This window comes from Pseudomonas sp. GW821-FHT01C01 (assembly GCF_059422645.1).
Window position 1 is genome coordinate 21,396 of record NZ_JBWKXF010000003.1, and the last position, 21,385, is coordinate 42,780.

General features: G+C 59.6%; 17 protein-coding genes. 9 read left to right on the plus strand and 8 right to left on the minus strand.

Annotated elements, in window-relative coordinates; all coding sequences use genetic code 11:
* Positions 1-98 precede the first annotated feature (98 nt).
* Positions 99-1,583: a 2-methylcitrate dehydratase gene (gene prpD / locus AC07XF_RS02745; RefSeq protein WP_495025299.1), complete on the plus strand. Its 1,485-nt coding sequence runs from the start codon at positions 99-101 to the stop codon at positions 1,581-1,583.
* A 135-nt stretch (positions 1,584-1,718) separates the two neighbouring features.
* On the opposite strand, the gene ppsR is transcribed toward prpD, so the two are convergent.
* Positions 1,719-2,537: a posphoenolpyruvate synthetase regulatory kinase/phosphorylase PpsR gene (gene ppsR, locus AC07XF_RS02750; RefSeq protein ID WP_495025300.1), complete on the minus strand. Its 819-nt coding sequence runs from the start codon at positions 2,535-2,537 to the stop codon at positions 1,719-1,721.
* 174 nt (positions 2,538-2,711) lie between these two features.
* Here ppsR and ppsA point away from each other — a divergent pair, with 174 nt between their 5' ends.
* The 8 genes from ppsA to AC07XF_RS02790 all read left to right on the plus strand — a co-directional run bounded on the left by ppsA (position 2,712) and on the right by AC07XF_RS02790 (position 10,928).
* The gene (gene ppsA / locus AC07XF_RS02755) at positions 2,712-5,087 is read left to right on the plus strand and encodes a phosphoenolpyruvate synthase (RefSeq protein ID WP_495025301.1); all 2,376 of its coding nucleotides are present in this window, start codon (positions 2,712-2,714) and stop codon (positions 5,085-5,087) included.
* Between the two features lie 219 nt (positions 5,088-5,306).
* A complete protein-coding gene (locus AC07XF_RS02760; RefSeq protein WP_495025302.1) occupies positions 5,307-6,296 on the plus strand; it encodes an alpha/beta fold hydrolase in 990 nt (329 codons plus the stop codon).
* 140 nt (positions 6,297-6,436) lie between these two features.
* Positions 6,437-6,925, plus strand: a complete 489-nt coding sequence (rraA, locus tag AC07XF_RS02765; protein WP_495025450.1) for a ribonuclease E activity regulator RraA — start codon at positions 6,437-6,439, stop codon at positions 6,923-6,925.
* A gap of 34 nt (positions 6,926-6,959) precedes the next feature.
* Positions 6,960-7,955, plus strand: a complete 996-nt coding sequence (locus AC07XF_RS02770) for a zinc transporter ZntB (RefSeq protein WP_495025303.1) — start codon at positions 6,960-6,962, stop codon at positions 7,953-7,955.
* A 62-nt stretch (positions 7,956-8,017) separates the two neighbouring features.
* Complete coding sequence (locus AC07XF_RS02775; RefSeq protein WP_020801096.1) at positions 8,018-8,266, plus strand: hypothetical protein; 249 nt, start codon at positions 8,018-8,020, stop codon at positions 8,264-8,266.
* 2 nt (positions 8,267-8,268) lie between these two features.
* Complete coding sequence (locus AC07XF_RS02780) at positions 8,269-9,093, plus strand: mechanosensitive ion channel family protein (protein ID WP_007996721.1); 825 nt, start codon at positions 8,269-8,271, stop codon at positions 9,091-9,093.
* Between the two features lie 90 nt (positions 9,094-9,183).
* On the plus strand, positions 9,184-9,774 hold the full coding sequence (gene sigX / locus AC07XF_RS02785; RefSeq protein WP_075949123.1) for an RNA polymerase sigma factor SigX: 591 nt from the start codon (positions 9,184-9,186) through the stop codon (positions 9,772-9,774).
* A 107-nt stretch (positions 9,775-9,881) separates the two neighbouring features.
* On the plus strand, positions 9,882-10,928 hold the full coding sequence (locus tag AC07XF_RS02790; RefSeq protein ID WP_495025304.1) for an OmpA family protein: 1,047 nt from the start codon (positions 9,882-9,884) through the stop codon (positions 10,926-10,928).
* 75 nt (positions 10,929-11,003) lie between these two features.
* Here the strand turns inward: AC07XF_RS02790 and cobA are convergent, their stop codons facing one another.
* From cobA to AC07XF_RS02825, 7 genes are all read right to left on the minus strand, one after another.
* Positions 11,004-11,768: a uroporphyrinogen-III C-methyltransferase gene (cobA, locus tag AC07XF_RS02795; RefSeq protein WP_495025305.1), complete on the minus strand. Its 765-nt coding sequence runs from the start codon at positions 11,766-11,768 to the stop codon at positions 11,004-11,006.
* A gap of 10 nt (positions 11,769-11,778) precedes the next feature.
* Positions 11,779-14,496: a nitrate reductase gene (locus AC07XF_RS02800; protein ID WP_495025306.1), complete on the minus strand. Its 2,718-nt coding sequence runs from the start codon at positions 14,494-14,496 to the stop codon at positions 11,779-11,781.
* Positions 14,496-14,813: a nitrite reductase small subunit NirD gene (nirD, locus tag AC07XF_RS02805; protein ID WP_495025307.1), complete on the minus strand. Its 318-nt coding sequence runs from the start codon at positions 14,811-14,813 to the stop codon at positions 14,496-14,498. The genes AC07XF_RS02800 and nirD overlap by 1 nt, the downstream gene beginning before the upstream one ends.
* Entirely contained in the window at positions 14,810-17,278 is a 2,469-nt protein-coding gene (gene nirB, locus AC07XF_RS02810) for a nitrite reductase large subunit NirB (RefSeq protein WP_495025308.1), read from the minus strand. The genes nirD and nirB overlap by 4 nt, the downstream gene beginning before the upstream one ends.
* A gap of 291 nt (positions 17,279-17,569) precedes the next feature.
* On the minus strand, positions 17,570-19,237 hold the full coding sequence (locus AC07XF_RS02815) for a bifunctional protein-serine/threonine kinase/phosphatase (RefSeq protein ID WP_495025309.1): 1,668 nt from the start codon (positions 19,235-19,237) through the stop codon (positions 17,570-17,572).
* A 7-nt stretch (positions 19,238-19,244) separates the two neighbouring features.
* Positions 19,245-20,456, minus strand: a complete 1,212-nt coding sequence (locus tag AC07XF_RS02820) for a nitrate/nitrite transporter (RefSeq protein WP_495025310.1) — start codon at positions 20,454-20,456, stop codon at positions 19,245-19,247.
* A gap of 343 nt (positions 20,457-20,799) precedes the next feature.
* Positions 20,800-21,375 (minus strand): ANTAR domain-containing response regulator, encoded by a 576-nt coding sequence (locus AC07XF_RS02825; RefSeq protein ID WP_429369221.1) that lies wholly within the window; start codon positions 21,373-21,375, stop codon positions 20,800-20,802.
* Positions 21,376-21,385: the final 10 nt, after the last annotated feature.

The window sequence follows — 21,385 nt, forward strand, 5'->3', positions numbered from 1 at the left end:
GGAGCTGGCTTGCCAGCGAAGAGGACGTCAAATTCAACATCATTGTTTTCTGTGACACCGCTTTCGCTGGCAAGCCAGCTCCTACAGGTGAATCGAACATGAGTGCCAACGTTGACCTGAACAACCGCCCCGACTACGACAAGGTCCTGCAGGACATTGCCGATTACGTCCTCAATTTCAAGATCGAGTCCGAAGAGGCGCTGGACACCGCCCGCAACTGCCTGATCGATACCTTGGGTTGCGGCCTGCTGGCCCTGCGTTTCCCCGAATGCACCAAGCACCTGGGGCCCGTGGTCGAAGGTACCGTGGTGCCGTTCGGTGCTCGGGTTCCCGGTACGTCTTTTCGGCTGGATCCGGTCAAGGCGGCCTGGGACATCGGCTGCATCGTGCGCTGGCTCGACTACAACGACACCTGGCTCGCCGCCGAGTGGGGGCATCCGTCGGATAACCTCGGCGGCATTCTTGCGGTGGCCGATCACCTGTCGCAAAAGCGCCTGGCCAATGGCGAGGCGCCGCTGACCGTGCGCACGGTACTTGAGGCGATGATCATGGCCCACGAGATTCAAGGCGTGATCGCTCTTGAGAATTCGTTCAACAGAGTCGGCCTCGATCACGTGATTCTGGTGAAAGTTGCCTCGACTGCCGTGACGGCGAAACTGATGGGGGCCAATCGTGAGCAGCTGCTATCGGCGTTGTCCCACGCCTTTGCTGATGGCCAGGCGTTGCGCACCTACCGTCATGCGCCGAATGCCGGCTCGCGCAAGTCGTGGGCCGCGGGCGACGCCTCAAGTCGTGGCGTGCGCCTGGCGGACATCGCGATGCGTGGCGAGATGGGCATTCCCGGCGTATTGAGTGCCAGGCAGTGGGGCTTTTACGACGTACTGTTCAGCCACACCAACAACGATCTGGCGCTCAAGCCTGAAGGCAAACGTGCATTCAGCTTTTCGCGGCCATACGGCAGTTATGTGATGGAAAACGTGTTGTTCAAGATCAGTTTTCCCGCCGAGTTCCACGCGCAAGCCGCCTGTGAGGCGGCGGTGACACTGCATCCGCAAGTGCGCAATCGTCTGCATGAAATCGACAAAATCGTCATCACCACCCATGAATCGGCGATCCGCATTATTTCCAAGGTCGGTCCGCTGGCCAACGCCGCCGACCGCGACCATTGCATCCAGTACATGACAGCCGTGCCGCTGGCCTTCGGCAACCTGGTGGCCGAGCATTACGAAGACGATTTCCACAGGGCGCATCCGGTCATCGATGTGCTGCGCGACAAGATGGTTATCGTCGAGGAACCACGTTACACCCGTGAATATCTGGAGGCCGACAAGCGCTCCATTGCCAATGCGGTGCAGGTGTTTTTCAACGACGGGTCCAGCACCGAGAACGTGGTGGTGGAGTATCCGATCGGGCATCGTCGGCGGCGGGCTGAAGGAATTCCGTTGCTGGAGGAGAAATTCAGGGCGAACTTGCTGACACGATTCGCAGGGCAGCGTAGCGAGGAGATTTTTGCGCTGTGCAAGGATCAGCAGAAATTAGAGGCGACACCGGTGAACCGGTTTGTGGATTTGTTTGTTATCTAGGAGACCGCGTTATCGTTCTTCGCGAGCAAGCCCGCTCCCACATGGGGTCTGCCGTGAACACAAAATTTGTGCACAACCGAGATCCAGTGTGGGAGCGGGCTTGCTCGCGAAAGCGGCAGATCAGGCTCCGCAGGATTATTTGAAGCGCCGCTCGACGCCCTTTTCCACGAGAATTTTCGCGGAGATCTCTTCCACGGAAAAATGCGTGGAGTTGATGTTCGGGATGTTTTCGCGGCGGAACAGGTTCTCGACCTCGCGCACTTCGAACTCGCACTGGGCGTAGCTCGAATAGCGGCTGTTGGGCTTGCGCTCGTTGCGGATCGCGGTGAGGCGGTCCGGGTCGATGGTCAGGCCGAACAGCTTGTGCTGGTGGGCGCGCAGGGCGGACGGCAGTTGCAGGCGTTCCATGTCGTCTTCGGTCAGCGGGTAGTTGGCTGCGCGGATACCGAATTGCATGGCCATGTACAGGCACGTCGGTGTCTTACCACATCGCGACACGCCCACTAGTATCAGGTCGGCCTTGTCGTAATAGTGCGTGCGGGCGCCGTCGTCGTTGTCGAGGGCAAAGTTCACCGCCTCGATACGCTCCATGTAATTGGAGCTGGTGCCGATGGAGTGGGATTTGCCCACGGTGTAGGAAGAATGCTCGGTCAGTTCCTGTTCAAGCGGTGCCAGGAAAGTCGAGAAAATGTCGATCATGAAACCATTCGAGGTTGCGAGAATCTCACGAATGTCCTGGTTGACGATGGTGTCGAAGATAATCGGACGGAAGCCGTCGGTTTCGGCGGCTTTGTTGATTTGTTGTACCATGGCCCGCGCTTTGTCCACGTTGTCGATATACGGCCGCGTGACTTTGCTGAAGGTAATGTTTTCGAACTGCGCCAGAAGGCTTTGACCCAGGGTTTCGGCGGTAATGCCGGTACCATCGGAGATAAAGAAAGCAGATCGTTTCATTTGCACCTTGGGCCTTAAGCTAGTGACGAATCTTGGATATGATAGGCGCGATTTGCCGGCCGCCAATGGCCCGCATTCTCACTTATTTTCCAGGTCCAGGCCATATAGCCGGCAAATGCTCATTTAAGCAGCCGGTTTCTGAGCTTTTCCAACACAGTTAGTGGAGAGATCACCTTGGTAGAGTACGTAGTTTCCCTCGATAAGCTCGGCAAACACGATGTTGAGCATGTGGGGGGCAAGAACGCATCCCTGGGCGAGATGATCAGCAACCTTGCAGGTGCCGGTGTATCGGTGCCCGGCGGCTTCGCCACGACCGCTCAGGCTTATCGTGATTTCCTGGAGTTGAGCGGCCTGAATCAGCAGATTCACGACGCACTGGATGCCCTGGACGTCGATGACGTGAATGCCCTGGCCAAGACCGGTGCCCAGATCCGCCAATGGATCATGGAAGCCGAGTTCCCTGAAAAACTGAATGCCGAAATTCGTACCGCGTTCGCCACGCTGTCCGCCGGCAACCCTGACATGGCCGTGGCCGTGCGCTCTTCCGCCACCGCCGAAGACTTGCCGGACGCTTCCTTTGCCGGCCAGCAGGAAACCTTCCTGAACATCCGTGGTGTCGAAAACGTCATTCGCGCCGCCAAAGAGGTGTTCGCCTCGCTGTTCAACGACCGCGCCATTTCCTATCGCGTACACCAGGGCTTCGACCACAAGCTGGTTGCCCTGTCGGCTGGCGTGCAGCGCATGGTCCGTTCCGAAACCGGCACTGCCGGTGTGATGTTCACCCTCGATACCGAATCGGGCTTCCGTGACGTGGTGTTCATCACCGGCGCCTACGGCCTGGGTGAAACCGTCGTACAAGGCGCGGTGAACCCGGATGAGTTCTACGTCCACAAGGGCACGCTGGCGGCCGGTCGCCCGGCGATCCTGCGCCGCAACCTGGGCAGCAAGGCCATCAAGATGATCTACGGCGACGAAGCCAAGGCCGGTCGTTCGGTCAAGACCGTCGACGTGGACAAGGCCGAGCGCGCACGTTTCTGCCTGAGCGACGCCGAAGTCAGCGAGCTGGCCAAGCAGGCGATGATCATCGAGAAGCACTACAAGTGCCCGATGGACATCGAGTGGGCCAAGGACGGTGACGACGGCAAGCTGTACATCGTGCAGGCCCGCCCGGAAACCGTGAAGAGCCGCACCCAGGCCAACGTCATGGAGCGTTACCTGTTGAAAGAAACCGGCACCGTGCTGGTGGAAGGTCGTGCCATTGGCCAGCGCATCGGCGCGGGCAAGGTCCGCATCATCAAGGACGTGTCCGAGATGGACAAGGTCCAGCCAGGCGACGTACTGGTGTCCGACATGACCGACCCGGACTGGGAACCGGTCATGAAGCGCGCGAGCGCGATCGTCACCAACCGTGGCGGCCGTACTTGCCACGCGGCGATCATCGCCCGCGAGCTGGGTATTCCAGCGGTAGTAGGTTGCGGCAACGCCACCCAACTGTTGAAAGACGGCCAGGGCGTGACTGTTTCCTGTGCTGAAGGCGACACCGGCTTCATCTTCGAAGGCGAGCTGGGCTTCGACATCAAGAAGAACTCCGTGGACGCCATGCCTGAGCTGCCGTTCAAGATCATGATGAACGTCGGCAACCCGGACCGCGCCTTCGACTTCGCGCAGTTGCCGAACGCCGGTGTGGGCCTGGCCCGCCTGGAGTTCATCATCAACCGCATGATCGGCGTGCACCCCAAGGCGCTGCTGAACTACGACGGTCTGCCGCAGGACATCAAGGACAGCGTCGACAAGCGCATCGCCGGCTACAACGATCCGGTCGGCTTCTACGTCGAGAAACTGGTTGAAGGCATCAGCACCCTGGCGGCTGCGTTCTGGCCGAAAAAGGTCATCGTGCGTCTGTCGGACTTCAAGTCCAACGAATACGCCAACCTGATCGGCGGCAAGCTCTACGAGCCGGAAGAAGAAAACCCGATGCTGGGCTTCCGCGGCGCTTCGCGTTACATCAGCGAATCGTTCCGTGACTGCTTCGAACTCGAATGCCGCGCCCTCAAGCGCGTGCGCAACGAGATGGGCCTGACCAACGTCGAAATCATGGTGCCGTTCGTTCGTACTCTGGGTGAAGCGAGCCAGGTGGTCGATCTGCTGGCGGAAAACGGTCTGGCCCGTGGCCAGAATGGCCTGCGCGTGATCATGATGTGCGAACTGCCGTCCAACGCCATCCTGGCGGAAGAATTCCTCGAGTTCTTCGACGGGTTCTCCATCGGCTCCAACGACCTGACTCAGCTGACCCTGGGCCTGGACCGTGACTCCGGGATCATTGCGCATCTGTTCGATGAGCGTAATCCGGCGGTCAAGAAGCTGCTGGCCAACGCCATTGCCGCGTGCAACAAGGCCGGCAAGTACATCGGCATCTGCGGTCAGGGCCCTTCGGACCATCCGGATCTGGCCAAATGGCTGATGGAGCAGGGCATTGAAAGCGTTTCGTTGAACCCCGATTCCGTACTGGAAACCTGGTTCTTCCTGGCTGAGGGTCAGGCTTCGGCTTGATCCTGTGTGAACGGGCCGCTCACATGCCTTTGTAGGAGCGAGCTTGCTCGCGATGGACGCCAACGATAACGCGTTTATCCTGGATAAACGTGGTGTCCTGAAGTTTTTCGCGAGCAAGCTCGCTCCTACAGGGATCGACGTAACGTCAGTGAGCGGACGTTTTAGAGATTCAAGCAGGGCGGGCTCCTCTGGAAGCCGCCCTTTTTTGTGCAAGAGATTATGCAAAGCAGCAGCAACCTATTTCCTGTCGCCCTGATCAGCGCCGAACGGCGCGGCGATCTGAGCGAAGATGTGTATCGTTTGAAACCCGGCAACAGCCCCGACTTCACTGTCGAACTGGCTGTGACGCGCCTTGGCATGGCCGATGAACCGGCAACCCGCGGCGTGCCGGTGATCCTGCTGCACGGCAGCTTTTCCAATCGGCGGTTCTGGTTTTCTCCCAAGGGCCTGGGGTTGGGCGCCTATCTGGCTCGCTTGGGATTCGACGTCTGGATTGCGGAAATGCGCGGTCACGGCCTATCCCAGCGCAACCACGACTACCGCAAGAACCGTGTCGCCGACTACGCTCGCTACGACCTGCCGGCCATTGGCGCGTTCGTGCGCGAGCAGAGCGGGCAGGTACCGCACTGGATCGGTCACTCGTTGGGCGGTATTACACTGGCAGCGGCACTGGGCGGCGAGTACATCGGTGAGCCAGTCGTGGCCTCGGCGGCGTTTTTTGGTACCCAGGTCAGCCGCAATTACTGGCCATTGAAGATTCCGCCGGTGGAGTGGGGCAGTCGCTTCATTCTCAAGCGTTTTGCCCAGTTGTCCGGCTCAAGACTCAAGCGCGGTCCGGAAGACGAGCCAATCGGCCTGGCCCTGGAAAGCATGCGTTGGTACGGTCTGTTCGGGCGCTTTGGCGATGCCGATAAAAACTGGTGGGCGGGTTTGGCCGAAGTCAAATTGCCGGTGCTCGCCGTGAGCGCCGCGGGTGATCATCAGGATCCTGCGTGGGCTTGTCGCAAACTGTTCGATCAGTTCGGCTCCGAGCACAAGCAATTTATCAATCTGGGTCGTGATCAAGGTTTTGCCGATAATTTCGGTCATGTTGAAATGCTTGTCAGCAAACCTGCCCAGGCCGAAGTCTGGCCTTTGGTGAGCCGCTGGCTGGCGGACCAGCAGACACCGTTGTTGGGAGAGCAACAGGATCTGGCCGCAGCAATCTGAGCCTGACGCTCTAACAAGGGCATTTCGCTCTGGTCGGCTTGCGGCTAAGATATGACGCATTGAGCTGTTCTGGTCACTTTCCGTGGCTGAGTCATCACTGATGTTCGTGCTGTCTTCCTCTTTACAGGAGTTTCTCGATGATCCATTACCTCACGCCTGACCTGTGCGACGCCTATCCGGAACTGGTGCAGGTGCTGGAACCGATGTTCAGCAATTTCGGCGGCCGTGATTCCTTCGGCGGCGAAATCGTGACCATCAAGTGCTTCGAAGACAACTCGCGGGTCAAGGAGCAAGTCGAGCTCAAGGGGAATGGCAAAGTGCTGGTGGTAGACGGTGGCGGTTCCCTGCGTCATGCGTTGCTGGGTGACATGCTGGCCGAGAAAGCCGCGAAAAACGGTTGGGAAGGGCTGGTGATCTACGGTTGCATCCGTGACGTCGATATCATCGCGCAGACCGATCTGGGCGTTCAGGCCCTCGCCAGCCACCCGAGGAAATCCGACAGGCGCGGGCTCGGCGATCTCAACGTTGTGGTGACTTTCGCCGGCGTGACCTTCCATCCGGGCCATTACATCTACGCGGACAACAACGGCGTGATCATCTCGCCCAGCCCGCTTGCAATGCCTGAGTAAGCTTTAGCCGACTTTTTTGAAGACTGGAATGCGGATGTTCGAGGAAGAAAACGCGCAATGGGGGCTGGTGCATGCCCTGGTGCTGGACGGTAAAGGCGGTGCGCGTTCGATAGCCCGGACAGAACTCGACGACTTGCAGCTGCAGGCCCATGAAAGCCTGTGGTTGCACTGGGATCGCAGTCATCCGCAAACCCAGACCTGGTTACGCAAATCCAGCGGTCTGAGCGAATTCAGCTGTGACCTGCTACTCGAAGAAAACACCCGTCCGCGACTTTTACAGCTTTCCGACAGCGAACTGCTGCTATTTTTGCGCGGGGTCAACCTGAACCCCGGTGCCGAGCCGGAAGACATGGTGTCGGTGCGGATCTTCGGCTCTGCCCAGCGTGTCATTTCCCTGCGATTGCGTCCTTTGCGTGCCACTGAAGAGCTGCTGGTACAACTGTCCGAAGGCAAAGGGCCGAAAACAGCCTCCGAACTCATCCTGTACATGGCCCAGTACCTCACCAACAAGGTGCAGGATCTGGTCAGCGACCTCTCGGAAGTGGTCGATGAGGAAGAAGAAAAGCTGGATGCCGACGAACGGTATGCACCGGAGCACGGTGCCGTATTGCAGATCCGGCGCAGGGCCGCCGCGTTGAAGCGTTTTCTTGCTCCGCAGCGGGATATTTTCGGGCAGTTGACGCGGATCAAGTTGCCCTGGTTCGTCGAGGACGATGCTGATTACTGGAACGAATTGAACAATAGCCTGACCCGCTACCTCGAGGAACTGGAATTGACCCGGGAGCGGGTGGGGCTGGTCCTGGAGGCCGAAGACCGTCGGTTGAGCGTGCGCATGAATCGCACGATGTACCGCTTCGGGATAATCACCGGGATCTTTTTGCCAATGAGTTTTCTGACTGGGCTTTTGGGGATCAACGTCGGTGGAATTCCATTCTCTGCAAGCCCTTATGGCTTTCTGATCGCCTGCCTGATGATGGTCTCGGTGGCGCTGGGACAGTGGTGGTTATTCCGACGTTTGCGCTGGGTCTGAGGGAAACCATGTGACCCGAGCAAAACTGACCGCGTCTTCCACAGACATCACGAGAGGTGCGTATGCACGATCCGTTTGAACAGTCTTTACGCGACATGCTCAAGGCCTCGCCGTCCACCCGGGACGACGACGCGTGCCTGGGGCGTGTGCTGAAAACCGCCAACCGCCAGGTCGGCGCCGGTGATTTGTTCAGCCTGCTGGGGCGCTGGTTGCCTGCACTGATGATCGCCCTGAATAACGGATCGGCCCATGTCGCGCCGGTATCCCGTCTTCGTAAACCTACTGCTCGCACTGCTGATAAGGCTGATTGAATATGGAACTTGATCTCTGGACTCAGAGCCTCGTCACTGCAATGACTGCGTTGTGGACCAAGGTTGCGAACTTCATTCCGAACCTGTTCGGCGCACTGGTTGTGCTGCTGTTGGGTTTTGTCGTGGCCAAACTGCTGGACACCTTGCTCTCCAAGCTGCTCGCCAAACTGGGCCTTGATCGCCTGATGGGTGGCACCGGCCTGACCAAGTTGCTGTCCCGGGCTGGATTGCAAGTCCCTATTTCGACACTGATCGGCAAGATCGTCTATTGGTTCATTCTGCTGATTTTTCTGGTTTCTGCCGCAGAATCCCTTGGTCTTGAGCGAGTTTCAGCTACGCTGGATATGCTTGCGCTGTATTTGCCGAAAGTATTCGGCGCGGCGCTGGTGCTGCTGGTAGGTGTTTTGCTGGCGCAACTGGCCAACGGACTGGTGCGCGGAGCGGCAGAGGGCGTGGGCCTGGACTATGCTTCAGGGCTTGGACGAATTGCCCAGGGCCTGGTGATCATCATCAGTATTTCGGTCGCGATCAGCCAGTTGGAGGTCAAGACTGACCTGCTCAACCATGTGATCGTGATTGTGTTGATAACCGTTGGTCTGGCGGTAGCGCTGGCCATGGGGTTGGGAAGCCGGGAAATTGCCGGCCAGATTCTTGCGGGAATCTACGTGCGTGAGCTGTACCAGGTTGGGCAACAAGTGCGTGTTGGTGAGGTCGAAGGCCAGATCGAAGAGATCGGCACGGTTAAAACCACATTGCTGACCGATGAGGGTGAGCTAGTCTCTCTTTCCAATCGGATCCTCCTTGAGCAGCATGTGAGTAGCCGCTAACCCGGCAAACCCTGCTAATGTATGCCGCCGCAAAATGCCTGCTGATGCTGGCTGCGGCGGACATTGACCTGACTGTCGGCCCGACTTGTTTTGAATAAAGCCCAATCGCTATCCATGCGCTACGACCCCCGCGAGCTCTCTGATGAGGAGTTGGTCGCGCGTTCGCATACAGAGCTATTTCACGTAACGCGCGCCTATGAAGAACTGATGCGGCGTTACCAGCGAACATTATTTAATGTGTGTGCACGATATCTCGGGAACGATCGCGACGCAGACGATGTCTGTCAGGAGGTCATGTTGAAGGTGCTGTATGGCCTGAAGAACTTCGAAGGTAAATCGAAGTTCAAGACATGGCTTTATAGCATCACGTACAACGAGTGCATCACACAGTATCGGAAGGAACGGCGAAAGCGTCGCTTGATGGACGCATTGAGTCTTGACCCCCTTGAGGAGGCGTCCGAAGAAAAGGCGCCGAAACCTGAGGAAAAGGGTGGACTTGATCGCTGGTTAGTGTATGTGAACCCGATTGACCGGGAAATTCTGGTGCTACGTTTTGTCGCAGAGCTGGAGTTCCAGGAGATCGCAGACATCATGCATATGGGTTTGAGTGCAACAAAAATGCGGTACAAACGCGCTCTAGATAAATTGCGTGAGAAATTTGCAGGCATTGCTGAAACTTAGTTCAGCGCAAATATCTCTTACGTGTAGGCAAGTTCTGTTAGACTTGCCGCCGAGTTGTCCCCCGGTTTGCGGGACTGCTTCACAATCACCAGATGGGGATTTAACGGATGAAACTGAAAAACACCTTGGGCTTGGCCATTGGTACTCTTATTGCCGCTACTTCGTTCGGCGCACTGGCACAAGGCCAAGGCGCAGTTGAAGGCGAGCTCAACTACGGGAAGAAGTACAACGACAGCATTAACAATGTTGAAGACGGCTACACTCCTGGCGCCTCCATCGGTTACTTCTTGACCGACGACGTATCGTTGAACTTGACCTACAACAACGATGACCACACCCGTTCGAACAACAACACCGGCAACCAGAAAATCGAGGGCGACCAGTTCGGTCTGAACGCTCAGTACCACTTCAACAACGCTGGCGACGCTCTGCGTCCTTACGTTCAAGGTGGTGTTAAGCACGGCAGCATGACCAACGTAGCCGCTGACGGCCACACCGGTCGTGACCAGTCGACTTTCCTGACTGCTGGCGCTGGCCTGAAGTACTACTTCCTCGAAAACGTCTACGCTCGTGCTGGCGTAGAAGCTGACTACAAGCTGGACAACGGCCGTTGGGACTACATCCCGTCCGTAGGTCTGGGTGTTAACTTCGGTGGCGGCAACAAGCCTGCTGCTGCTCCAGTTCCAGCACCAGAAGTCTGCTCCGACAGCGACAACGATGGCGTTTGCGACAACGTTGACAAGTGCCCGGACACCCCAGCCAACGTAACTGTTGACGCTGATGGCTGCCCAGCTGTTGCTGAAGTCGTTCGTGTAGAGCTGGACGTGAAGTTCGACTTCGACAAGTCGGTAGTCAAGCCAAACAGCTACGGCGACATCAAGAACCTGGCTGACTTCATGAAGCAGTACCCTTCGACCACCACTACTGTTGAAGGTCACACTGACAACGTCGGTCCTGACGCTTACAACCAGAAACTGTCCGAGCGTCGTGCAAACGCCGTTAAGCAAGTTCTGACCAACCAGTACGGTGTTGAGTCGTCCCGCGTTCAGTCCGTTGGCTACGGCGAATCCCGCCCAGTTGCTGACAACAAAACTGAAGCTGGTCGCGCTGTTAACCGTCGCGTAGAAGCGCAGGTTGAAGCTCACGCTAAGTAATTAGCTCGCAGCTCTGAGGAAAGCCCGGCTTAGGCCGGGCTTTTCTTTGTCTGCGATTTGGTGAAGCAGGCGCCATTACGCTGACTGGTCTGCCGTCCTCGCAGGCAAGCCCCTCTCCCACAGGGATTGAGTTGAACAGGCTGCCACTGCACCGATCACTAGAATGGCAGGGCTTTTCAACTGGAATCCGCAGGCAGCGTCATCCATCGCTGTCAGCGTGCTCCGACATTCCCGCTGATGGGGCAAGGACGCGTTTTCAATCATGGCCACGGGCGTATCCGTCGCCATGCCGCCGGCCAATAGCTGCTCACGGATTTCACCGAGCTTGGCCACTCCCATGTAAATCACCAGCGTCGTTCCGCCTTGGGCCAGCGCCTGCCAGTTCAATTGGCTGTCGTCCTGGGTGTGCGCGGTGACCAGGGTGACACCGCGTGCTACACCCCGCAAAGTCAGCGGGATATCGCACTGCGTTGCCCCCGCCAGTCCGGCCGTGATGCCGTTGACCAACTCGGTTTCGACCCCACGCTCACGCAACCACTGTGCCTCTTCGCCACCACGGCCGAAAATGCACGGATCGCCACCCTTGAGCCGCGCCACGCATTTACCCTGCCGGGCATAACGAAGCATCAGGCGATGGATGAACGCTTGCGGAGTGGAGCGGCAGCCGCCGCGCTTGCCCACCGGGATGATCCGCGCCCGGGGGCAATGTTCGAGTACCGCGACATTGACCAGATCATCGATCAGCACCACGTCTGCTTCCCGCAAGGCACGTACCGCTTTCAAAGTGAGCAACTCCGGATCACCCGGCCCCGCACCTACCAGCCAGACTTTTGCACTCATAGTGTTTTCCTCACGAGAAGACGGTGATCGGCTGCATCTTGGCAGCCAGCAGGCGTTTGATTTCCGGAACGCAGGACCCGCATTGCGTGCCGCAACCGAGTTCTTGCTTGAGTCCCTGCAAGTCCAGGCCACGGCTGATGCCGCCGCAGATCGCGTTCTGGCTGACGTTCTTGCAATTGCACAGGGTTCTGTTCGCGTTGATGGGCGCGTCGAGGTTGCCCGGTGGTGCGCTGAGCGGCGCAAGCAACCAGCGCCGCAGTTGCTCGTCCGCGCGACCTTCGAGCCACAGACCTTGCAACCAGTGTTGGGCAAGGGCTTCTCCGGCCAGTCGAATAGCGGTGATCCGGCCGTTTTCGATTCGCACCCGCTTGCCAATGGCCCGTCGAGGGTCGTCGTAAGCCAGTACCGGACCCTCATTGAGTTCCAGGTTTCTATCGATTTCGCTTAGCAGCTCTGCCGAAGGTGCCGAAATATTGGCAGCCCGTACAAGTAGAGCAGGGCGCTCGCGACCAACCAGGCTGAGGCTGACGTAGGAAAACGCCTCACAGAGCGGTCGTAGTGCCTCAAAGTGCCGTTGGACATCACCCTCGATCAGTGCGAACAGTTTCCAGGGCAAGTCCACCGGTTCCAGGCGTACACCGCTGTGTTTGAGTTCAGGCTGTTTCGACAAGGGATCGAAGGCGGACAACGTGAGGCTGTTCACTCCGCCCTTGAGAAAACGGTCGCCCCAATGCATCGGCAAAAAGGCCTGGCCAGGACGCACGCTGTCATCACTGGCGACCGCAACGATGACTGCGCCGCGCCTGCTTTTCAGGCTGACCAGATCCCCCGGCTGCAAGCGATGACGGCGCAATTCGTCCGGGTGCAGGCTCAATTCCGCTTCGCTGACATGGCCGAACAGCTGCGCAGCGGTGCCGGTGCGGCTCATGCCGTGCCATTGATCGCGCAGGCGGCCGGTGATCAGGGTCAACGGGAAGCGAGCATCGCGTTGCTCTTTGGCGGCGCGGTACGGATCGGCCACGAACTGCGCGCGCCCATTGGCAGTGGCAAATATCCCGTCGACGTACAGTCGGGCCGTGCCTTCACCGGCACCCAAAGGGAAGGGCCACTGCTGCGGGCCGAGTCGATCGATCAGCGCATGGCTGATACCGGACAGATCCAGATCGCGACCGCGAGTCAGTTGCTTGTATTCATCAAAAACCTGAGCGGGGTTATCAAATTGAAACAGGCTGGTTTGGCCGGGACGCAGGTGTTTTTCCAGGCGTTGTGCGAAATCTACGGTGATTGCCCAGTCTGGCCGTGCCTCACCCGGTGCGACGATTGCCCGGCGTACGTGGGAAATGCGTCGTTCGGAATTGGTCACGCAGCCTTCCTTTTCTCCCCAACTGGCGGCGGGTAACAGAAGGTCGGCAAACTTCGCCGTTTCAGTGGTGCAAAAGGCTTCCTGCAACACCACGAACGGGCAGGCTTGCAAGGCTGCGCGCACGGCCGTCTGGTCCGGCAGGGATTGCGCGGGGTTGGTGCAGGCGATCCACAACGCCTTGATCTTGCCGTTGCGTACTTGCTCGAACAGCTCGATCGCCGTGAGCCCGGTGTTTTCCGGTAGTTGCTCAACGCCCCAATAGGACGCCACTTGTGCCCGGTGCTGCGCATTGCCGGCATCACGATGGCCGGGCAGCAGGTTGGATAAACTGCCGGTTTCCCGCCCGCCCATGGCATTTGGCTGACCGGTGAGGGAGAAAGGTCCGGCGCCGGGACGACCGATCTGCCCGGTGGCCAGGTGCAGATTGATCAAGGCACTGTTTTTCGCGCTGCCGGCGGTGGACTGATTAAGCCCCATGCACCACAGCGACAGAAAACTCGGTGCTGTGCCGATCCACTCGGCACATTCCTGCAATTGCCCGACGCTGATTCCGCAAAGCTGCGAAACCATTTGCGGCGTGTAGTCGCGCACCAGGCTTTTCAGCTCGGCCAGACCTTCGGTGTGGTCCCTGATGAAGTCTCGATCGATCCAGTCTTCCCACAACAGCAGATGCAAAATCCCATGGAACAAGGCGACATCGGTGCCCGGCAAAATCGCCAGGTGCAGGTCAGCCAGATCGCAGGTGTCTGTACGACGCGGGTCAATGACGATGACCTTCATCTGCGGCCGCCGGGATTTGGCGGCTTCCAGCCGACGAAACAGCACCGGGTGGGCGTAGGCCATGTTGCTGCCGACGATCATCACGCAATCGCTCAGCTCCAGGTCTTCGTAGCTGCAGGGCGGCGCGTCGGCCCCCAGGCTGCGCTTGTAGCCGACCACCGCCGAGGACATGCACAGGCGTGAATTGCTGTCGATGTTGTTGGTGCCCACCAGGGCGCGCGCCAGCTTGTTGAAGGCGTAGTAGTCCTCGGTCAACAGTTGCCCGGAAATGTAGAACGCCACGCTGTCCGGGCCATGTTCGGCAATGGTCGCGGCAAATACGCTGGCGGCGTGATCGAGGGCGGTATCCCAGTCAGTGCGGTGGCGGGCCAGGCCTTTGCCGAGGCGCAGTTCGGGATACAACGCCCGCGCCGTCAAGTCGCCGGTCAGGTGCAGAGTCGAGCCCTTGCTGCACAGTTTGCCGAAATTGGCCGGGTGCGCCGGATCGCCGCTGACGCCGAGGATGTGCTCGCCGTCGTGCTCGATCAGCACCCCGCAGCCGACCCCGCAGTAACAGCAGGTGGACGCGGTGATCTGGCGGTCCATCAGCCTGCGTCCCGCAGGGCCAGCATCACTCGGCCATTTTCGACCCGCGCCGGGTGGTGGTGGGCGCAGCCGACGTCCGGGGCCTGGGCTTCGCCGCTTTCCAGGTCGATTTGCCAGTTGTGCAACGGGCAGGCCACCCGTTTGCCGTAGATCAGACCCTGGGACAGCGGCCCGCCCTTGTGCGGGCAACGGTCGTCGAGGGCGAACACTTCGTCGTCGCTGGTACGAAAAATCGCGATGTCGCCCTTAGGGCCGGAGACGATCCGCGAGCCCAGGGCATTGATTTCTTCCAGTGCGCAGATATCCAGCCAGTTCATGCCAGCACCTCCAGGTTTTTCACGGGGATGACGTCGAATTCTTTTTTCAGCTGTGGCTGTTCCAGGCGTTCCTTCCACGGGTCCTGTTCGAACGACAGGGAAAATTGCAGGCGATCGTTCAGCGCCTTGCGACGCTCCGGGTCCTCAAGCACGGCTTTCTTGATATGGTCCATGCCTACCCGCTGCAGGTAGTGCACGGTGCGCTCAAGGTAAAAGGCTTCTTCGCGATAGAGCTGCAGGAATGCACCGTTGTATTCGCGGACTTCTTCGGCGGTTTTCAGTTTGACGAAGAATTCCGCGACTTCGGTCTTGATCCCGCCGTTGCCACCGATGTACATCTCCCAGCCGGAATCGACGCCGATGATTCCTACGTCCTTGATGCCCGCTTCCGAACAGTTACGCGGGCAACCGGAGACAGCCAGTTTCACCTTGTGCGGCGACCACATGTTGAACAGGTCATGTTCCAGTTCAATACCCAGCTGCGTGGAGTTCTGCGTGCCAAAGCGGCAGAACTCGCTGCCGACGCAGGTTTTCACCGTGCGGATGGATTTGCCGTAGGCGTGGCCGGACGGCATGTCGAGGTCTTTCCAGACGCCTGGCAAGTCCTGCTTCTTAATCCCCAGCAAGTCGATGCGCTGGCCACCGGTGACCTTGACCATCGGCACGTTGTACTTGTCGGCAACGTCGGCAATGCGCCGCAGTTCCGAAGGATTGGTCACACCGCCCCACATCCGCGGGACTACCGAGTAGGTGCCGTCTTTCTGAATGTTGGCGTGGGCGCGTTCGTTGATCAGGCGAGATTGCGGATCATCTTTGGCTTCCCCTGGCCAGGTGGAAATCAGGTAGTAGTTGAGCGCCGGCCGGCAGGTGGCGCAGCCGTTGGGTGTGCGCCAGTTCAGGTAGCTCATGGTGCCAGCGATGGTCAGCAGGTGCTGCTCGCGTATGGCCTGGCGGATTTGCCCGTGGTTGAGGTCGCTGCAGCCGCAGATGGCTTTTTCGCTTTTCGGTTTGACGTCGGCGGCGCCGCCCACCGTGTTGATCAGGATCTGCTCGACCAAACCCGCGCACGAACCGCAGGAGCTGGCAGCCTTGGTGTGTTTCTTGACTTCGTCGACACTGAACAGCCCGTGCTCCTGAATGGCCTTGACGATGGTGCCTTTGCACACACCGTTGCAGCCGCAGACTTCGGCCGTGTCGGCCATGCTCATGGCTTTGTCCTGGCCTTGATGTCCTACGTCGCCTAAAGCCTGCTCCATAGATGAAGAGCCGCCGAACATCAGGTGATCGCGGATCTGCCGGATGTCGTGATTCTCACGGATCTGCCGGAAATACCAGCCGCCATCCGCCGTATCGCCGTACAGACAGGCGCCGACCAGCACGTCATCCTTGATCACCAGTTTCTTGTAGACCCCGCCAATCGGGTCCGACAGGGTAATGGTCTCGGTGCCTTCACCGCCCATGAAGTCGCCGGCGGAAAACAGATCGATGCCGGTGACCTTCAGTTTGGTCGAGGTCACCGAACCCTTGTAAGTGGCAAAGCCCAGTTGGGCGAGGTGGTTGGCGCAGACTTTGGCCTGTTCGAACAGTGGCGCCACCAAACCATAGGCGATGCCGCGGTGGCTGGCACACTCGCCGATGGCGTAGATTCGCGGGTCGTAGGTTTGCAGTGTGTCGTTGACCAGAATCCCGCGATTGCACGGAATGCCGGATTTCTCCGCCAGTTCGGTGTTGGGGCGAATGCCGGCGGCCATCACCACCAGGTCCGCGGGGATGATGTCGCCGTTCTTGAATTGCACCGACCCGACCCGACCGTTGCCCGCGTCGTGCAAGGCCTGGGTCTGCTCGCACAGGCGAAAGTGCAGGCCGCGAGACTCCAGGGCGGTTTGCAGTAGCTGGCCGCTGGTCTTGTCCAGTTGCCGCTCCAGCAACCACTCGCCGATATGCACCACGGTGACGTGCATGCCCCGCAGCATCAGGCCGTTGGCGGCCTCCAGGCCGAGCAGGCCGCCACCGATCACCACGGCGTGCCGGTAGGTTTTTGCGGTGTCGATCATGGCCTGGGTGTCGGCGATGTCGCGGTAGCCGATCACGCCCCCAAGGGTGTTGCCGGGAATGGGCAGGATGAAGGGCGTCGAGCCGGTGGCGATCAGCAGGCGATCGTATTCGGCTTCGCTGCCGTCTTCGGCAATGACCCGGCGCTTGACCCGGTCGATCTCCACCACTTTGCGGTTGAGCAGCAGTTTGATGTTGTTGTCCAGGTACCAGCTCAGGTCGTTGAGTACGATCTCTTCGAAGGTCTGTTCGCCCGCCAGTACCGGCGACAACAGGATGCGGTTGTAGTTGGTGTGCGGTTCGGCGCCGAAGACCGTGATGTCGTACAGCTCCGTGCTCAGTTTGAGCAGTTCTTCCAGGGTCCGGACCCCGGCCATGCCGTTGCCGATCATCACCAGTTTTAGTTTTTTCATCAGGTTCTCCGGGGAGCTCAGGCCTGCCTCATCAGGGTTCAGGCCTCGCTCGACAAATTTTGCGCAAACAAAAAAAAGGCGTCCCGCTAGTTGCCTAGCGAGGACGCCTTTGTCCTGGTCCCGTTCTCTCGGGAAGTGCAGCCTTCGTCGTTGAAGCCTGCGCTTTATGTCTGTTGAAAGGGGTAATGCAGTGGTTGTGCCAAGTCGCTCAGGTCGCGTGTTTGTTGGCTTTCTTCCCGTTCGCAAGGGCAGAGCCGCGAGGGCGTGCACCGATTCAAAGCGCGTTGCCCGCTAATGGAGCGCAACCACCAGCAGCACCAGATTGAGCAGCAACGATACCAGCGCCAATGTCCGCCAGACTTTCAGCGGCTCGCGCTCCAGCAACGGTTTGGGGCGCACGCTCAAACTGCGGCGTTCGCCCTGTTCGATCAGCAGTAACCATTCCTCTGCCGTTTCGAAGCGCTGGTCGGGAGCCGCCGCCACGGCGCGCTCCAGGTTATGGGCGATCCAGTCCGGCAGGTCGGGCCGGTAGCGGCTGGCGTTGACAGGGAGGCCAAACCTCGGGCGCTGGAACGCTTCGATTTCGCCATAGGGATAGTGCCCGGTGAGCAGGAAATACAAGGTCACACCGACGGCATACAAGTCCTGCTGTGGTGTCGGCACGTCGCCGCGAAAGGCTTCGGGCGCGATGTAACTGGGTGTGCCCGGCAGAGCCCAGGGCAGATCTTGCGAGAGGCCGGGGCAGTAGGCGAGGCCGAAATCCAGCAGGCGCAACTCACCGTCATCACCCAGCAACAGGTTTTCCGGTTTGATATCGCGATGCAGAATCTGCCGTCGATGCAGCAGGCCGACTGCTCGCAGCAAACGTTCGGCGATGTCTTGCCATTGGGCCAGTGGCAACGGTCCGCTTTGCTCATGTCGCTGAGCCAGGGTGGAGCCCGTATATTCACGCATCACGTAATACAAATGCTGACGCTGACTGGCGGCATGGACTTCGGGAAAATGTCGACCGGCCACGCGTTTGAGAAACCACTCTTCCGACAGTAACGCTTGCCCGGCCTGGTGATCGTCGTGCAGGCGCCCCGGCAGGGTTTTCAGCAACCAGGGTTGTTGCTGGCTGTCGCGAACGCGATAGAGCAGCGATTGCTGACTCTGCGCGACGATCCCTTCGACCTGCCAGCCCTCGAACGCCTGGCCCGGTTTCAGGGCTGGCGGCAGCGGCCATTGTTGCAAATGAATCAAGGCATCGCCAAGGCTCGCTTCACCGAGGGCATCGACCCGCACCAGCAAGGCGCTGGCGTTGTCCTGGCTGCCGGCCAGATGCGCGGCATTGACCAGGGTGTGCGCGGCGCTGTGCAGGTCCGGTTGATCGCGCAGGATCGCGGCAATGGCGGTATCGCCCAGGACGGCCCAGATGCCGTCGCTGAGCAGTACGAAACTTTCATTGAGACGCAACTCACCGTCGAGAAAGTCCAGCACCAGGTGTTGATCGAGGCCCAGCGCCCGTTTCAGCACATGCTGCATGCCCGGCTGGTCCCAGACGTGATCCTCGCTGATTCGCTGCAATTGATCGGCATGCCAGCGATACACCCGGCAATCGCCGACATGCGCCAGGGTAAAACGCCGGCCGCGCAGGACCAGAGCACTGATGGTGGTCAGCAGCGGTTGTCCGCCCCCATTGGCCTGCAACCAGCGGTTCTGCGCCAGCAACAGACGATCAAGTGCCTGTGCGACGCCCCAGGTTTCCGGCGTGGCGTAGTAATCCAGCGCCAGGGCCTGCAGCGTCGAACGGGCCGCGAGACCGCCATCGACACACTGGCTGACGCCGTCGGCGATGGCGAACAGATAACCTTTGCTCGCGGCCAGCGCCGGGGCCGGCGTGACCAGGCGCAGGGCATCCTGATTTTCCTCGCGAGGGCCGATGGCGCTGGCTTCGGCGAAACTCAATTGCAGGCTCATCGAGACCTCAGACCCGCGCAGCCGTCACGGCGGCCGAACCCCAGGTGGTTCTCCAGCGCCGTTTCACACCGTGCAGACCGAACCACGCCAGTATGCCGAGGCTGGCGAACAACCACAGGGCCAGCTGATAGCTGCCGGTACTTTGCTTGATCGCGCCCATGCCGGCCGCGAGGGCAAAACCACCGATGCCGCCGGCCATGCCGATCAGGCCGGTCATCACGCCGATTTCCCGACGAAAACGCTGCGGCACCAACTGGAACACCGCGCCATTGCCTGCGCCCAAACCGAGCATGGTGCAGACGAAAAGCGCCAGTGCGGCGTAGGAACTCGGCAGGTTGAAACCGACCGCGGCAATGCAGATCGCCGCAACGGTGTACATCGCCAGCAGGGTTCGAATGCCGCCGAACCGGTCAGCCAGCGCGCCGCCCAAGGGCCGCATCAAGCTGCCACCGAACACGCAGGCAGCCGTGTAGTAGCCGGCAGTCACCGGGCTCAAGCCGTACTGGTCGTTGAAGTAACCGGGCAGGGCGCTGGCCAGGCCGATGAAACCGCCGAATGTCACGCTGTAGAAAAACATGAACCACCAGCTGTCGCGATCGCCCAGGGCCTTGAAGTAGTCGGCCATGGATTTGGCTTTTGGCCGCTCGGGGGCGTTGCGGGCCAGCCAGGCGAAGACGACCAGGGTCAGGATCAACGGGATCAGGGCGAAACCGAACACGTTGCTCCAGCCAAATGCCGCCGCCAGCACCGGGGCGATCAATGCGGCGAACACCGTGCCTGAGTTCCCCGCGCCGGCGATGCCCATGGCTTTGCCTTGATGTTGCGGCGGATACCACTGCGATGCCAAGGGCAGGGCGACGGCGAAAGAGGCGCCGGCCATGCCGAGGAACAGCCCCAGCAGCAACGCTTGTTCGTAGCTGTGGATACCGAGTTTCCAGGCGCCGAACAGGGCGCAGATCACGATGACCTGGCCTATCACCCCGGCGGTTTTGGGCGACAGGCGATCGGCCAGCATCCCCATCACGAAGCGCAACACCGCCCCGGCCAGAATCGGCGTGGCGACCACCAGCCCGCGTTGCTGCGTTGTCAGGTGCAGGTCGGCGGCGATCTGTACCGCCAAAGGACCGAGCAGGTACCAGACCATGAAGCTCAGGTCGAAGTAGAGGAAGGCTGCGAACAATGTGGGTGTATGGCCGGATTTCCAGAAGCTTGAATTCATCGCGCACCTCAGCTGTGAAGAGTCTCGGAAGGAGTCATGAGCTTGCAGGTGGGGCGCCGTTACGGCCGCACCACCGGCCCCGTGCTGTGGGGCCAAAACGAAAAAACGCCGCCACCCGATTCGCCAAGGGCAAATGAGATGAGCGACGTCTTTGTCGTAGGTGGGGCAACCGCCGTTGGTTACCTGTGGTGATTACTTAGCCAGATCTGTGCCAACAACCGAAACCGGGTCGCCACCATTCGCGAGCAAGTCGGATCGCCGCACCGCCGCTCCCACATTCGACCGCGATCAAATGTGGGAGCGGGCTTGCTCGCGAAGGCGATAGAACATTCACCACAGGGGGTCAACCCAGCAGTTCGCTCATGGCAATAATCTGTTCCGCCACTTGAATCAGCTTCTGCTGTCGGCTCATTGCCTGGCGGCGCATCAGTGTGTAGGCCTCTTCCTCGTTGCAATTCTTCATTTTCATCAGCAGCCCTTTGGCCAGTTCGATGCGCTTGCGCTCGGCCAATTGCTGGTCGCGGGCATGCAGCTGGGCACGCAAGGCCTGATCGCTTTCGAAGCGCGCCATGGCCACATCGAGAATCGGCTGCAGGCGTTGTGCGTGTATGCCTTCGACGATGTAGGCACTGACCCCGGACTTGATTGCCTGTCGCATCACACCGGGGTCGTGTTCGTCGGTGAACATCACAATCGGTCGTGGCTGGTCGCGAGTCACCAGCACTACTTGTTCCATGACATCGCGACCCGGTGACTCGGTATCGATCAGAATCACGTCCGGACGCACCGTTTCGACGCGTTCGGGCAAGTCGATGGTCAGGCCGGATTCGTCGATCACCTCGAAACCGGCCTCGGTCAGGGCGGCCTTCAGGCGTCCGACTTTTTTTGCGGTGTCGTTGATCAGCAGGATACGCAGCATGTTCGTCGTC